The sequence below is a fragment of the Pseudomonas sp. ArH3a genome (assembly GCF_022648765.1).
Lineage (GTDB): Bacteria > Pseudomonadota > Gammaproteobacteria > Pseudomonadales > Pseudomonadaceae > Aquipseudomonas.
Map to the genome: position 1 here is coordinate 4,812,815 of NZ_CP080330.1, position 12,710 is coordinate 4,825,524.

Below are 12,710 nucleotides of genomic sequence, written 5' to 3' on the forward strand. Positions count from 1 at the left end.
CCCGCAGGTCACGGCAACGCTGCGGCATTCATGACAAAAAGCACGCCACTCATTTCATCGCGAAGCAACAGCGGCACAGAGTGTCTGGCGATGTCGCTGCGTTTTTTTTGCAGCTGAACATTAATCAACATATGCAACGCTTAGTTAGGAGCAACTAAATGAAAACAACTGTTCTCAAGGCGTTATTTTTCATGGCAATGGTTACGGGCCTAAGCGCGACGGCTCAAGCAGAAGAACTACCGCGCGATCACCACGCTATCAGTAGTAAAGCCATGAGCAACCCTACCTATGTACAAGAATACCAAGCCATCACCGAAGTGCTAAGCAAGTACCTCGAGGGCTGCAAACAAGCCAAGAGCAGCATCATGAAGCCCGCATTCAGCAAGAATGCAACGATGTACAGCGTCGGCGCCGATGGGCAACTGGTAGGCGGCTCGATTCAAAGCCTCTTCGATGGGATCGACAAGGATTTCCGACCCTCTCCTAACGCACAGGCCGCTATCACCAGCATCAATATCGTCGGTACCGCGGCGAGTGCTCGCATCGACGCCAACGACATGTCAGGTATTTCCTTCACAGACTTTTTTCATCTGCTGAAGGTCAGTGGCAAGTGGACTGTGGTTAGCAAGATTTACTACACACATCCAAATCATTAAATCCTGTTTTCTCCAAACAATCCCAACTGCTGACACAGCACAACGAACTGGCGACAGACGCCGCGGATGGCCTTGCTGTTGTCTTTTCGGAAGTTGGCGATGGTCTTGAAATCGGGTATCAAACGCCCGGTCAGCCACATCAACTCGACGTTGCGTTGGGCTTCTCGTTCCAGGCGCCGGCTCGACTGAATGCGGTTCAGATAGCCGTAGCTATAGATCTTCAGCAGAATAGCGGGATGGTAAGCTGGCCTGCCAGTATCTACCGGTATGGCGCCTTCAAAACCCAGTTTGACCAGGTCAAGTTCATCGACAAAAACGTCGACTACGCGCACCGGATTGGTATCCGTGACGTAATCGTCGAGGCTCTCTGGAAGGAAGGTGCTTTGGCCTCGATGCTCTCCTTGGATAAAGCGCTTCATGGGCGATCCTTGCGATGAAATCCTCAAAAATCATAGCAAGGGTTCGCGAAAGCGTTTTTACACACTCTGGGCCGTAAGCTGCCAGTCGCGAACGACTGCTAATCTGCGGCCTGTAACGTGGGTAGCAAAAGGAAGATTTACATCGCCAAGGACATTCAACATATCAAGCATCGCCCGCCCCGCCCTGCCCTTCAACAGCCCCTGCTGGAAGGGGTTCTTATGCTGACGGTATTTATTTCCCGATGATTTTTACTAAGGTTTTGCGAGCCCTCAATGACTGACTACCGTGGATTGATCTTTGACGACACTCGAGAGGGCGCATCCGACCCTGCCATCTCGCAACTGGAGGCGCAACTCGGTGCCCGCCTGCCGGACGATTACCGGCAGTTTCTCAAGGTCTGCAACGGCGGCACCGTGGATTACGATGTGCTCGCCACTATGAGCAATGGCGAAGAGGAGTTGCTGAGCTTTTCGCTGTATGGGCTGCAGCCCGGCGAAACGTATGAATCCAACCCTTTTGAACTGGAGCAACTGCGCAAGCAACCTGGTTTCCCGGCTACGGGGTTGCTGCCAATCGGCCGCGATGGCGGTGCGAGCATCTTGCTGCTTGACCTGCGCGACGGTCGCCAGGACGTAGGCGCGATGGTCGCGGGTTTACCCGCATGGACGGGGCGCCGCCAGCAAGGCGATGAATACGTGGTGTTGGCGGACACCTTCACTGCCTATCTGGACGCGCTGCACCTGTCGCAGGAACGGATCGCGGAACATATCAATCACTTCGTCATAAGCGCGGATACGATTGAGGCGACATTGGCGTGGCTGGATCAAGGCAGCCCGGGTTGGCGCGAGCGGTATCGGGACGTCTGGAATGCACGGGTTGTGGACAGGCCGATTTGATACCGGCCGTGCGGGCGAAGCGAGCGATTTGACCCCCCTATTAATGGGCTGCGCATTGACCTTCTTGAAGGAAATCCTTTAGCGCGGCCTGATAAATAGTTAAGGGTTGATTGTCGGTGTTGAGCATCGCAAATGGAATCATAGTGATATGTGAAAATGTCGTCGAGCTGATTGAATAGGTTTTTTGCCTGCAAACGCCCTGATTGTTAATAAGCGTGAAGTCAAACTTAAACAGTTTGGGTCGTGTACACCAACTGGGAATCAGGCCGAGACTTAGTCCGGTCAAGTACTCTTGCCCACACGCACCGCCGGATGAAAACTCCGAGATTTTTATTTGCAGTGCAGGGAGCTTCGCTGCTACCACGCTCGTGCTGTTGTCTTTTGCCGTTGGGATAATTGCTTGCGTCACTTCGTAAGCGCCCTTTCCAAAGCGACTGTTTTTCCAGGGGGTATCCACTTCATAAGTAAAGCTGGAGATCATTTCCTTTTTTGCGGATTCAACATGCTCGCTGATAATCGGCTTGGACGCGTATGACGTACAGCCAGAACAGACAATGACACTGCTGAAGACAGCCAAACCGAAAGTACTTACACGACGCATCTTGAGTTTTCCCTAACTATTAATTAATCGACATCGCTGTGGCCTAGCTTCCATCGACACCCCTACGTTTTCAATCAGCCGAAAAGGCGAGCCTGCAAACACGACACCGGTACGCAAGAAAATGGCAGCGATTGATGCACACTAACCGTGCACTCGGTGCGTGTCCACGGCCTGCTATTGACCCAGGCCCTGACAAACCACACGCTTAAAGTCTGAATGGATACCCAAGGAGGAACCGATGTCAGAACACACTTTTGAAAGCTTGCGGGAAACAGCCATGGCGGCGTTGATGATCAAGCAGGAGCAGCTCCATCGCGATTATGGGCTCGGCGACATGGCTCGCTGGTGGCTGGATCAGGAAACCGCGACTGTCCAATTCTTCGATGAAGGCAACCGGTTGGCCGTCGAAGCGCAGATCATCAACATCGGCTCCTTTGCATCCAGAAACTCCAGCTGGATGTGGGCCTGGAGCAACCCCACGGTGCCCACTGCGCTTCGTGAAAAAGCCTTGCCGCTCAAGCAACTGCAAACACTCCCGGGGGCCGAATGCTTTGGCGCGGAAGAGGCGATCCCCCTCGACGATGAGGCCATGGCCTGGGAACTGGCCGCTGTCGCGGTTCACAACCTGAACGCACTGGGTTGCTATCGCGCGCCTACGCCACCTGATGGGCCAACTATTTTTCTGGCCATCACTGAGCTGAAGCTCATCAGCCACTGATCAGGTTTGGGGGATAGCAGCCACCGTGGGTGGCTGCTTCCGGCCAGAATAGGTCAAACATATCGCTGTTTAATTTACATGCGAGAACCCGAGACTGAATTTGTCAGTCGAAGACCTACTAAGGTTTACGCGATGGTGTCGCTAAGGGTGTGTTTGCGAAGAGTTGCGCGGATGCGTCAATCTGTGGACGTTCGATCTACCAAGCTTCGTGGTTGCCTTGGTCAGCACAGTAGCTGTAACTTCGATCTTCAGTTAGCGAGGATTTCTCATTGAACGACTCTGACCATCTGAAAGAACTGTGCGCCCGCTTCAACTCTGGAGAAGATCTGAGTTTTACGTTTTTCTGGGGGCACCAGCGCAGCAAAAATGTCGTCACCGCGTCGTGCTTCAGCCAATGGTTCGAGGCCGGGTTTATTGTCGAAGGGCAACATTACCCGACAGCCGAACACTTCATGATGGCCGAGAAGGCCGCCTTGTTCGACGATCAGGAAATTCGTGCGCAGGTGCTCCACGCCCCTACGCCTAATGCCGCCAAAGCACTTGGCCGCAACGTGCGCGGATTCAATGATAAGGTTTGGCTGCAACACCGATACGACATCGTCGTTCGAGCGAACCAGGCCAAGTTCTCTCAGAATCCGCAGTTGAACGAATACCTTCTACAAACCGGTTCGCGCGTTATTGTCGAAGCCAGCCCGGTTGATAGCATCTGGGGTATAGGGCTCGCACAGGACAACGCAGATGCGAACAATCCGAATCTGTGGAAAGGCTTGAATCTGCTGGGGTTTGCGCTGATGCAGGTGCGGGACGGGACTGGTATGCCAGCCCCAAGGTAGTGTTCTGACCTTACTCATGAAAAACGCAAAAGCCTTGGCGAACGCCAGGGCTTATTTTATGCGGCTTTATTAAGACAGCGCGTCAGTCAACAAAGGCTGAGTCGCCCGAGTTTTCGTCGATACCTTCGAGCGGCTGCTTTTGGCCTGTTTCGGCTTTTCGCGAGAGACAGAAAACGACCCAGAGGTGCCTGTCAGCACAGGCAGACATCGGCCAGAAGCAGACATTCGAGAATCGTGCGCTCGCAGCCGGGTTATGGTCAGAAATCGAAAAGTAAAGCATGGAAATCAAACATGGATTTGGTTCGGCTCGCACCTGCGGCATACCACACAACGGATAGCTACTGTCCGGCACCACCTTCAATCGTCGGCAGTTGAGGCGAGCGCAAACCAGACGCAGACTTCGAATCCTTGCGTTCGCCCAGTCGCCGGCGATATCAACCGCATTTTCCCATTGACGCCCTGCACTATGGTTTGTGCAATCGCCAATCCCAACCCTGAACCGCTGGTTTCGCTGTGCCCCCGCACAAAGCGCTCGGTTAGCCGCTGCAACACCGCCTCGGGTACCGGCGGGCCACCATTGACCACCCGCAGCAGCGCCTGGTCACTGAGGCTGACTTCGACCGGTTGATCCGCGGAACCATATTTGAGAGCGTTCTCGATCAGGTTGCGCAATAGGATGGCGAAGGCGTCCGGGTCAATCGTCGAGTACAGGCTCGTCCGGGTTGGTAGGTGCAACTCGATCCGGTGCCCGCTACTGTGGTTCCACTCATCGACCACATGGGCTAGCAACGGAATAAGGTCCTGGGGCGTTTCGGACAGCAGCCCGCCCCCCTCGGCTTTGGCCAATTGCATGAGTTTTTCCGAGAGCCGCGCCAGTTCGCGCAACGAGTTTTCGATTTTAGCCGCGCGTAACCGCAACGGGCCTTCGGGCACCTCGTGGTGTAACCGCTGGATCTGCGCCAGGGTCGCGGCCAGTGGCGTGCGCAGTTCATGGGCGCTGTTGGCGGTAAAGCTGCGCTCCGCTTCCAGGGCCTTGCGTAAGCGCTCCAGCAAGTGGTTGACCGCCTCGGCCAATGGATCGATTTCTGCCGGCAGGCGGGCCACCTTGATCGGCGACAAATCACCCACGCCACGCGCCTCGACCGCACGACGATACGCCAAAACACTGCGCAGGCTGATCTGCACGAACAACCAGGTGCTCAACAGGCTGACGGGAATCAGCGCCAACAGCGGCAACAACAAGGCAAACAAAGCCTCCCGCGCTGCTTCACGACGATGGCCAAGCGGTTCGGCTATCTCGATGAACAGCGTCTCGCGTGACGCACTGGCGCCATACAAGCGGTACTTTTCAGAGGTGGAAAATCCCTCAGTCGGCCGCTTACTGAAGATCTTCGGGTTGGCGTCGTGGGACTGCATCAGGATCTTGCCGCTGGCATCGCGCACCAGGTACGTCAGGTATTCCTTGTGCATTTTCAACGTCGCAACGTGCTGCGCTTCACGGGGCTCCTCCCGGTTGCTGATCTCCAGCACGGCCAGCGGCAAGATCCGTTGTGCGGTCTCTTCCAGCGCACTGTCGAACGCCTCGTTCAACTCATGTTGCACCACCAGCCAGGCGCCGACGGTCGCGCCCAGCCAAAGTAAGGTCATGCCCAGGGTAAGCCCCAGACCGAGGCGTTTTTGCAGGCTCGAAGAAGACTTCATGCGGCCGTCAACCGGTAGCCCATGCCGCGCACGGTTTCAATCAGATCGCGCCCCAGCTTTTTACGCAGACGACTGATGTACACCTCGATGGTATTGCTCTCGATTTCGGCACCGAAGGCATACAGCCGCTCTTCGAGCTGCGACTTGGACAACAACGCGCTGGGGCGCTGCACGAACGCTTCGAACAGCGCCCATTCGCGGGCCGTCAGGTCCACGGTGGTGCCGGCACGCTGCACAGTGCGGGCGCTCATGTCGACTTGCAAATCACCAAGTCTGATCTGCGGATTGGGATTGCCACTGTAACGTCGGGCCACCGCCGCCACACGGGCCGAGAGTTCAAACAGGTCGAACGGTTTGACCAGGTAATCGTCGGCCCCGGCATTGAGGCCGGCGATGCGATCGGAAATCTGATCCTGGGCCGTCAGGATAATCACCGGGGTCACGTCCCCCGCCGAGCGCTGCTGACGCAAGAAATCCAGCCCGCGACCGTCCGGCAGCATCAGGTCCAGCAGGATCAGGTCGTAAGGCGTGGTGCGCACGCTGTTGCGCGCATGGTCCAGGCGCTGCACCCAATCGACGGCGTGACCGTCATCGGCGATCTGTTCGCGCACCGCTTCCCCCAGCCCTGGGGCGTCCTCGACCAATAAAACCCGCATCTGGCACCTCCTGTGGTGGTTGTCGTGCCGCACCTTAATCGCCTTACCTGACGTGAATCTGAAGATTCAGCTGGTTGTCAGGAATGCACCTTAGGGTATGCCACAGACGCCGACCTCGGCAGGAGACAGATCATGAAATCAGGTTTTATTGCCCATGCCGCGCTGTTGAGCCTGCTGCTTAGCGGTTTCGCCAGGGCCGACGACGACTGCAGCGACCCGGTGAGCGACTGGCAACCGCGCGACACTTTGCGACAGCAGGTCGAGCGGCAATACGGCTGGAGCGTACAACGCATCAAGGTCGACGACAGTTGTTACGAACTCAAGGGGTTGGACCGCAAGGGCAACGCCATCGAAGCCAGCTACTCACCGGCATCGCTGCGCATGCGCACGCTCGAGATCCATTTCCGCGACGACGGCGATGCCAGGGATTATCTCGGCAGCCCACTCACCGAATGACGCCTCACCCGTCGATGAGTTTTTCCTGCGATTCAGGTTGCTGTCAGCAAGCAGGTCCAGGCTCTCGACCTAACGATCACAAGGACACCCTCATGAAAAAGATCATCGCAGCCACCTGTCTCGCCGGCGCCATTGCCCTGCCGGGGTTGGCCCAGGCCCGGGAAGTAACCCTGACCACCCAGCTCAAGGACTACAGCGGCAATGATGCCTACCTGGCGATCTACGTAACCGACGCCAACGGCCAATACCAGAAAACCCTGTGGGTGGCCGGCAAGAAGGCCAAGTACTACAAGCACCTGGGCGACTGGGCCCGTGGCAGCGGGATGAACCCGAGCGAGTTTGACGGCGTCAGCGGCGCCAGTGTCGGCAGTGGGCGCACGCTCAAAGTCAGCGTCGAACTGGCAGACACCCTGATCGATGCCGGGTATCAGATCCGCATCGACAGTGCCGTCGAGGACAAACGTGACGCCCGCGTCGATGTCAGCGTGCCCCTGACGTCCAAGGGCGCAGGCCAGCCGGCGAACGGCAGCACCTATGTCGAGTCCTTTACTTACGATTTGTAGCACCTGCCCTTTCTGGAGGCTGAACATGCTTCGCCAGTCCCATTCCCTGTCCGGCCTGATCGCCGCCCTGTTGGTCATGCTGTTGGCCATCAGCGGCGCGATCCTGTCGGTCGACCCGGCGCTGGAACGCTTGCACAGCACCCCCACCGCGGCCGGGCAACTCACCGTCGGTCAATTGGCCGGGCGTGTGGCCAATCACTTCCCGGGCGTGGAGCAGATCCAGCGCACAGCGTCCGGGAAGGTCATCGTCTACTACAACCAGAACGGGCAGGCCGGAGCTGAAACGGTCGACCCACTGACTGGCGAAGGCCTAGCGCCTTACGCACCCTCCGCGTTCACGCGTTGGGTGAAAGAGCTGCACCGCTCGATGTTCCTTGGCACACCGGGCCATGGGGTGTCGGGTGTCGGCGCGTTGTTCATGCTGATGCTGTCAGTGTCCGGAGCGCTGTTGCTGGTCCGGCGCCTGGGTGGCTGGCGCAACCTGCTGCGGCCACTGCGCGGCACCTTCAACCAGCGCTGGCATGCTGAAGTCGGGCGACTGGCCTTGCTCGGGCTGCTGCTGTCGGCCTTGAGCGGGCTGTATATGTCCGCCACCACCTTCGGCTTTATCGCCGACGGCAGTCAGAATGAACCCGCTTTCCCCGCCCACGTCAGTGCCGGGCCGGCCTTGCCAGTGGCGAGCCTGCAAGCCTTGCAGGCCACAGACCTGAATGACCTGCGCGAGCTGGTCTACCCCAGTCCCGGCAACCCGAAGGACGTGTTTTCCCTGCGCACCGCCCAGGGCGACGGCTACGTGGATCAGGCCAGCGGCGCCTTGTTGTCATACCAGGCCGACGACTCGATGCACAACCTTTATGAATTGATCTATCAGCTGCACACCGGTGAAGGCCTGTGGTGGCTGGGCCTGCCGCTTGGGCTCTGCGCCCTCTGTGTGCCGTTGATGAGCGTCACCGGCCTCCTGTTGTGGTGGCGCCGGCGCAAGGCGAGCCCGAACATCCGCCACAACAGCCCTGCCCACTCTGCCGACAGCGTGATTCTGGTGGGCAGTGAAAACAACAGCACCTGGGGCTTTGCCAAGACCTTGCATGACGCCTTGCACCTGGCCGGACACCGAGTGCATAGCGCGGCGATGAATCAATACGCCAACGACTACCGCAGCGCCCCACGCGTGATCATCCTCACAGCGACCCACGGTGACGGTGACGCGCCAGCCTCGGCTTCGCAGTTCATGGCGCGGCTGGCAAAAACCGGTCTCAAGCCCGGCCTGCCCTTCGCCGTGCTGGGCTTTGGTGACCGCCAGTTTGCGCAGTTCTGTCAGTTCGCCCATCAGGTGCAGGACGCGATGTTGCAGGCCGGTGGCTCACCGTTATTGGGGCTGGAAACCGTCAACCGCCAATCCTCTCAGGAGTTTGCACGTTGGGGCCACGCGCTGGGCAACGTGCTCAAACATGACCTGACACTGGTCCATGCCCCGCAGCGGCCACAGACCCATCCATTGCTGCTGACAGAGCGCATCGTCTATGGCGAACAGGTGAACGCACCGACCCACGTCTTGCGCTTCAAGGCACCCGATGCGCTGCCGGACTTCCTGGCCGGTGACTTGGTCGGGATTGTGCCTCCGGGCAGTCCGATCCCCCGTTTTTACTCGCTGGCCAGCGGTTCGCAGGACAGCGTGCTGGAAATCTGCGTGCGCAAACACAACGGTGGCGTGTGCTCGGAATTCCTTCATGGCCTGGACATCGGAGCATCGATCGAAGCGTTTATCCAGCCCAACCCGCAATTTCGCCCGGCGTCGGGCACGCACCCGGTGATCCTGATCGGTGCCGGTACCGGCATCGGTCCATTGGCCGGTTTTATCCGCAACAACACGGCCCACCACCCAATGCACTTGTATTGGGGCGGGCGCAACCCGGCCTCGGACTTCCTCTACGAGCCGCAACTCAAGCAGTACCTGGCCGACCGGCGCCTGACAGCATTGCGCGCGGCCTTTTCTCAGGTTCAAGACCGCTGCTACGTGCAAGACCGGCTGATCGGCGATGCCCAGGCCCTGCGTCGACTGATTGAAAAAGGCGCCCAGGTGCTGGTGTGTGGCAGTCGCGAAATGGCAAAAGGCGTGATGCATGCCCTCGATGAGGTGTTGGCACCTCTCAACCTGACGGTGCTGACCCTCAAGGCACAAGGACGCTACCGTGAAGACGTCTACTGAGTTGCAGCGCTACAGCCTGAACGGCAAAACCATGGGCAGCCGCTACACTGCCCTGTTCTATGCCGGGGCCGGAATAGATACCGACGAAGTGGGTCTTCACTTGGCGTGCGCGGTGGCCCAGGTGGACCAGCAAATGTCCACCTGGAAACCCGATTCGGACCTCAACCGCCTCAATGCTGCCCCCGAGCAGCAATGGATTTCGGTGCCCCAGGAACTGGCAACGGTGCTGTCAGCGGCACTGCGTGTCAGTCAGCAATCCGGCGGCGCCTTCGACATTGCCGTCGGTGATCTGGTGAATGCCTGGGGGTTCGGCCCCGCAGAACCGACCGTTACAGAACAGGCGCTCGCGACGATGCCGCCGCGCACCCGGCTGTCAGCCAGCGCCGCGTTGGTGGTCGACCCGTTACGTAATCAGGTGCGCAAACGCGCGCCGCTGCACCTTGATTTGAATGGCATCGCCAAGGGGTTTGGCGTCGATGAGTTGGCCCGTTGCCTGGAAGGTTTTGGCATCACCCGCTACCTGGTCGGCATCGATGGCGAGATGCGTGCCCGGGGCGTCAAACCCGACGGCCAGTGCTGGACCGTGGCGGTGGAAAAGCCTGACCGGGGCGTGCGTGCAGTCATGGGTGTGATGGAGCTTGGCGACGTCGCGATCGCGACCTCCGGGGACTACCGACAGTGGGTCGACGTGGCCGGTCAAGCCTATGCTCATACCATGAACCCGGCCACCGGCGCGCCGCTGTGCAACCCGCTCGCCGCCGTCACCGTGGTGGCTGCTTCGTGCATGCTCGCCGATGCCTGGGCCACGGCGCTGATGGTGCTGGGTGAAACCGAAGGGCCACGTCTGGCACAGGAACGCGGGATGGACGCGCTGTTCGTGCTGCGCGACGGCCAACAATTCAAGGAAATATCCATTGTCGGCGGCCAGTTGCAGGCGCAGATTGAAACCCGCCCGATGTGAACCGCCCAATGACAGTGAGTCGCGCTCAACCATGAAATTCATGCACAGACACACCGAATCCCACCGCAGTGATCGTATCGGCTGGCTGCGCGCCGCCGTCCTGGGGGCCAACGACGGGATTGTCTCCACCGCCAGCCTGCTGATCGGCGTGGCCGCCGCCAACGCCAGCCACGCCACGTTGCTGGTCACAGGCATGGCGGGGCTGATGGCCGGCGCCATGTCGATGGCCGCCGGCGAATACATCTCCGTGCACTCCCAAGCGGATACCGAGCGTGCCGATTTGTCCCGCGAACGGGCCGAGTTGGCCAGTGACCCGAAAGCCGAACACATCGAGCTCGCCAACATCTACATGCATCGTGGCGTATCACCCGAACTGGCGCATCAGGTGGCCGATCAATTGATGGCCCATGATGCGTTGGGTTCGCACGCCCGGGACGAACTGGGTATCAGCGCCACCCTTACCGCCAAACCCTTGCAGGCCGCCCTGGCCTCCGCCGCCAGCTTTGTGGTGGGTGCCGCCCTGCCCCTGGCGGTGACGTTTGTCGCGCCGGAGCACAGCGTGGTGCCCTGGATATCGGGCATGTCATTGGTGTTTCTCGCAACACTGGGCGCCATCGCCGCCAGCGCCGGCGGAGCCAAAGTCATCACCGGCGCCTGGCGGGTGACCTTCTGGGGGGCGCTGGCCATGGGGATTACGGCGCTGGTGGGGCACTTGTTTGGCGCCGTGGTCTAGCTCACGTCCGCTGACAAAAACAAAGGGCGCCCGTTAAAGGGGCGCCCTTTGTACGCTGCTAACCTAAACCACGCCGACGAAATCGCTCGCTGCTCACCCTTCAGGCCAGCGAAAGATAAATGGCGGCTACCAGGTTGCTTCGGACATCCGCCGCGCGGGCCTCGGCTCGGAGTCCACCGTTGATCGAGTACAGCCAATTGCGCGCAAGGTCTGCAATAATGACGGCCACAGTGGCACGAGCTCGTGCCCTCATCCGGCATTCGGGTTTGGAGAACTCCATGCGTGACATTATTGACGGCTTTCTGCGCTTTCAGCGCGATGTCTATCCGCAACGCGTAGAGCTTTTCAGGCAGCTCGCGACGACACAAAATCCGAAGGCGTTATTCGTCACCTGCTCGGACAGTCGTGTTGTGCCCGAACTCCTTACACAGCGCGAACCGGGCGAACTGTTCGTGATTCGTAACGCCGGCAACATTGTGCCGTCGTATGGTCCCGAGCCCGGCGGCGTCTCGGCCACCGTCGAATATGCGGTCGCAGTGCTCGGCGTACAGGACATCGTGATCTGCGGTCACTCAGACTGCGGAGCGATGGGCGCGATTTCACGCTGCACATGTCTGGACCATCTTCCGGCGGTCGCTAACTGGCTACGTCACTCGGACGCCGCGAAAGCAATTAACGCGGCGCATGAGTTCGACACGCCTCGCGCGAAGCTCGACGGCCTCGTGCGAGAAAACGTGATCGCGCAACTGGCGAATCTGCGTACCCACCCATCGGTGGCACTCGCGCTCGAGCAGGGGCGAATGAATCTGCACGGCTGGGTCTACGACATTGAGGCTGGTTGCATTGATGCGCTTGACGGCGCGACACGACAATTCGTTTCACTTGCTGATTCGCCGACCACCGTGGCGATCGCTGCGCGCAACGGCAGACAGATGTAATGGCGACAGGCAAGTGAGGGGGCTCGCATTACTCCCGAACATTTTCGTCCCAGCTAAGGTCTGCGAAGTTGCATTGTCTCTATCGGACACGTTTCGGAGAAGATCATCCGTTCGAATGCCTGTCCGACGGGACTGGCGAGCGGCCCGAACTGGCCGATTGCCGCCTATCGCGAGGGGGAGGGCATCACTGCATGGAGCAGTGTTGGTACAAAAGTGGTACGCAGCTTTCATGCCGGCTCTGTAAGGCAAGTAATACATGGTCTACAGGATTAGTTGTTCCAATCCATCACCGAAAAGGCTGATGTTTTTCGCTCGTGACCGGCAGCAGTCGACCCATTGCAGCCCATCGCGATCAGCGGAAGTTGGTCAAAA

At 59.0% G+C, this 12,710-nt stretch carries 14 protein-coding genes and 1 pseudogene; 10 read left to right on the forward strand and 5 right to left on the reverse strand.

Features of this window, described 5'->3' with window-relative positions; all coding sequences use genetic code 11:
- Positions 1 to 8: 8 nt before the first annotated feature.
- Positions 9 to 131 carry a hypothetical protein gene (locus K0P33_RS31380; protein ID WP_256589231.1) on the reverse strand — a complete coding sequence of 41 codons (123 nt, stop codon included), beginning with the start codon at positions 129 to 131 and terminating at the stop codon, positions 9 to 11.
- Positions 132 to 272: 141 nt separating this feature from the next.
- On the opposite strand from K0P33_RS31380, the gene K0P33_RS22000 reads away from it, so the two are divergent.
- Positions 273 to 656 carry a nuclear transport factor 2 family protein gene (locus K0P33_RS22000; protein ID WP_242156095.1) on the forward strand — a complete coding sequence of 128 codons (384 nt, stop codon included), beginning with the start codon at positions 273 to 275 and terminating at the stop codon, positions 654 to 656.
- An 11-nt stretch (positions 657 to 667) separates the two neighbouring features.
- Here the strand turns inward: K0P33_RS22000 and K0P33_RS22005 are convergent.
- Positions 668 to 1,075 (reverse strand): annotated as a pseudogene (locus K0P33_RS22005) (transposase); the annotation flags it as partial.
- A gap of 273 nt (positions 1,076 to 1,348) precedes the next feature.
- Between K0P33_RS22005 and K0P33_RS22010 the strand changes: the two are divergent.
- Complete coding sequence (locus K0P33_RS22010; protein WP_242151429.1) at positions 1,349 to 1,972, forward strand: SMI1/KNR4 family protein; 624 nt, start codon at positions 1,349 to 1,351, stop codon at positions 1,970 to 1,972.
- A gap of 40 nt (positions 1,973 to 2,012) precedes the next feature.
- On the opposite strand, the gene K0P33_RS22015 is transcribed toward K0P33_RS22010, so the two are convergent.
- Positions 2,013 to 2,573, reverse strand: a complete 561-nt coding sequence (locus K0P33_RS22015) for a hypothetical protein (protein WP_094949827.1) — start codon at positions 2,571 to 2,573, stop codon at positions 2,013 to 2,015.
- A 238-nt stretch (positions 2,574 to 2,811) separates the two neighbouring features.
- On the opposite strand from K0P33_RS22015, the gene K0P33_RS22020 reads away from it, so the two are divergent.
- Complete coding sequence (locus K0P33_RS22020; RefSeq protein ID WP_094949828.1) at positions 2,812 to 3,291, forward strand: DUF6882 domain-containing protein; 480 nt, start codon at positions 2,812 to 2,814, stop codon at positions 3,289 to 3,291.
- A gap of 269 nt (positions 3,292 to 3,560) precedes the next feature.
- Positions 3,561 to 4,124: an NADAR family protein gene (locus K0P33_RS22025; protein WP_242151433.1), complete on the forward strand. Its 564-nt coding sequence runs from the start codon at positions 3,561 to 3,563 to the stop codon at positions 4,122 to 4,124.
- Between the two features lie 357 nt (positions 4,125 to 4,481).
- On the opposite strand, the gene K0P33_RS22030 is transcribed toward K0P33_RS22025, so the two are convergent.
- Both K0P33_RS22030 and K0P33_RS22035 read right to left on the reverse strand, forming a co-directional pair.
- A complete protein-coding gene (locus tag K0P33_RS22030; protein WP_242151436.1) occupies positions 4,482 to 5,825 on the reverse strand; it encodes a HAMP domain-containing sensor histidine kinase in 1,344 nt (447 codons plus the stop codon).
- Complete coding sequence (locus tag K0P33_RS22035; RefSeq protein WP_094949831.1) at positions 5,822 to 6,481, reverse strand: response regulator transcription factor; 660 nt, start codon at positions 6,479 to 6,481, stop codon at positions 5,822 to 5,824. Before K0P33_RS22035 ends, K0P33_RS22030 begins: the two co-directional genes overlap by 4 nt.
- A gap of 132 nt (positions 6,482 to 6,613) precedes the next feature.
- Between K0P33_RS22035 and K0P33_RS22040 the strand changes: the two genes are divergently transcribed.
- The 6 genes from K0P33_RS22040 (at position 6,614) to K0P33_RS22065 (ending at position 12,338) form a co-directional block, all read left to right on the forward strand.
- The gene (locus K0P33_RS22040; protein ID WP_242151439.1) at positions 6,614 to 6,937 is read left to right on the forward strand and encodes a PepSY domain-containing protein; all 324 of its coding nucleotides are present in this window, start codon (positions 6,614 to 6,616) and stop codon (positions 6,935 to 6,937) included.
- Between the two features lie 92 nt (positions 6,938 to 7,029).
- Positions 7,030 to 7,500: a DUF2271 domain-containing protein gene (locus K0P33_RS22045; protein WP_094949833.1), complete on the forward strand. Its 471-nt coding sequence runs from the start codon at positions 7,030 to 7,032 to the stop codon at positions 7,498 to 7,500.
- 25 nt (positions 7,501 to 7,525) lie between these two features.
- Positions 7,526 to 9,706 carry a PepSY domain-containing protein gene (locus K0P33_RS22050; RefSeq protein WP_242151443.1) on the forward strand — a complete coding sequence of 727 codons (2,181 nt, stop codon included), beginning with the start codon at positions 7,526 to 7,528 and terminating at the stop codon, positions 9,704 to 9,706.
- On the forward strand, positions 9,690 to 10,667 hold the full coding sequence (locus tag K0P33_RS22055) for an FAD:protein FMN transferase (protein ID WP_242151445.1): 978 nt from the start codon (positions 9,690 to 9,692) through the stop codon (positions 10,665 to 10,667). Before K0P33_RS22050 ends, K0P33_RS22055 begins: the two co-directional genes overlap by 17 nt.
- Positions 10,668 to 10,698: 31 nt before the next feature.
- Positions 10,699 to 11,400 (forward strand): VIT family protein, encoded by a 702-nt coding sequence (locus tag K0P33_RS22060; protein WP_094949835.1) that lies wholly within the window; start codon positions 10,699 to 10,701, stop codon positions 11,398 to 11,400.
- 278 nt (positions 11,401 to 11,678) lie between these two features.
- Positions 11,679 to 12,338: a carbonic anhydrase gene (locus K0P33_RS22065; RefSeq protein ID WP_094949837.1), complete on the forward strand. Its 660-nt coding sequence runs from the start codon at positions 11,679 to 11,681 to the stop codon at positions 12,336 to 12,338.
- Positions 12,339 to 12,710 lie beyond the last annotated feature (372 nt).

What these genes read in the sequence shown, in the direction of transcription:
- K0P33_RS22020 (WP_094949828.1), top strand. Translation starts at nt 2,812, where the DNA reads ATGTCAGAACACACTTTTGAAAGCTTGCGGGAAACAGCCATGGCGGCG.
- K0P33_RS22065 (WP_094949837.1), top strand. Translation starts at nt 11,679, where the DNA reads ATGCGTGACATTATTGACGGCTTTCTGCGCTTTCAGCGCGATGTCTAT.
- K0P33_RS22040 (WP_242151439.1), top strand. Translation starts at nt 6,614, where the DNA reads ATGAAATCAGGTTTTATTGCCCATGCCGCGCTGTTGAGCCTGCTGCTT.
- K0P33_RS22060 (WP_094949835.1), top strand. Translation starts at nt 10,699, where the DNA reads ATGAAATTCATGCACAGACACACCGAATCCCACCGCAGTGATCGTATC.
- K0P33_RS22045 (WP_094949833.1), top strand. Translation starts at nt 7,030, where the DNA reads ATGAAAAAGATCATCGCAGCCACCTGTCTCGCCGGCGCCATTGCCCTG.
- K0P33_RS22010 (WP_242151429.1), top strand. Translation starts at nt 1,349, where the DNA reads ATGACTGACTACCGTGGATTGATCTTTGACGACACTCGAGAGGGCGCA.
- K0P33_RS22030 (WP_242151436.1), bottom strand. Translation starts at nt 5,825, where the DNA reads ATGAAGTCTTCTTCGAGCCTGCAAAAACGCCTCGGTCTGGGGCTTACC.
- K0P33_RS31380 (WP_256589231.1), bottom strand. Translation starts at nt 131, where the DNA reads ATGTTGATTAATGTTCAGCTGCAAAAAAAACGCAGCGACATCGCCAGA.
- K0P33_RS22035 (WP_094949831.1), bottom strand. Translation starts at nt 6,481, where the DNA reads ATGCGGGTTTTATTGGTCGAGGACGCCCCAGGGCTGGGGGAAGCGGTG.
- K0P33_RS22050 (WP_242151443.1), top strand. Translation starts at nt 7,526, where the DNA reads ATGCTTCGCCAGTCCCATTCCCTGTCCGGCCTGATCGCCGCCCTGTTG.
- K0P33_RS22015 (WP_094949827.1), bottom strand. Translation starts at nt 2,573, where the DNA reads ATGCGTCGTGTAAGTACTTTCGGTTTGGCTGTCTTCAGCAGTGTCATT.
- K0P33_RS22000 (WP_242156095.1), top strand. Translation starts at nt 273, where the DNA reads ATGAGCAACCCTACCTATGTACAAGAATACCAAGCCATCACCGAAGTG.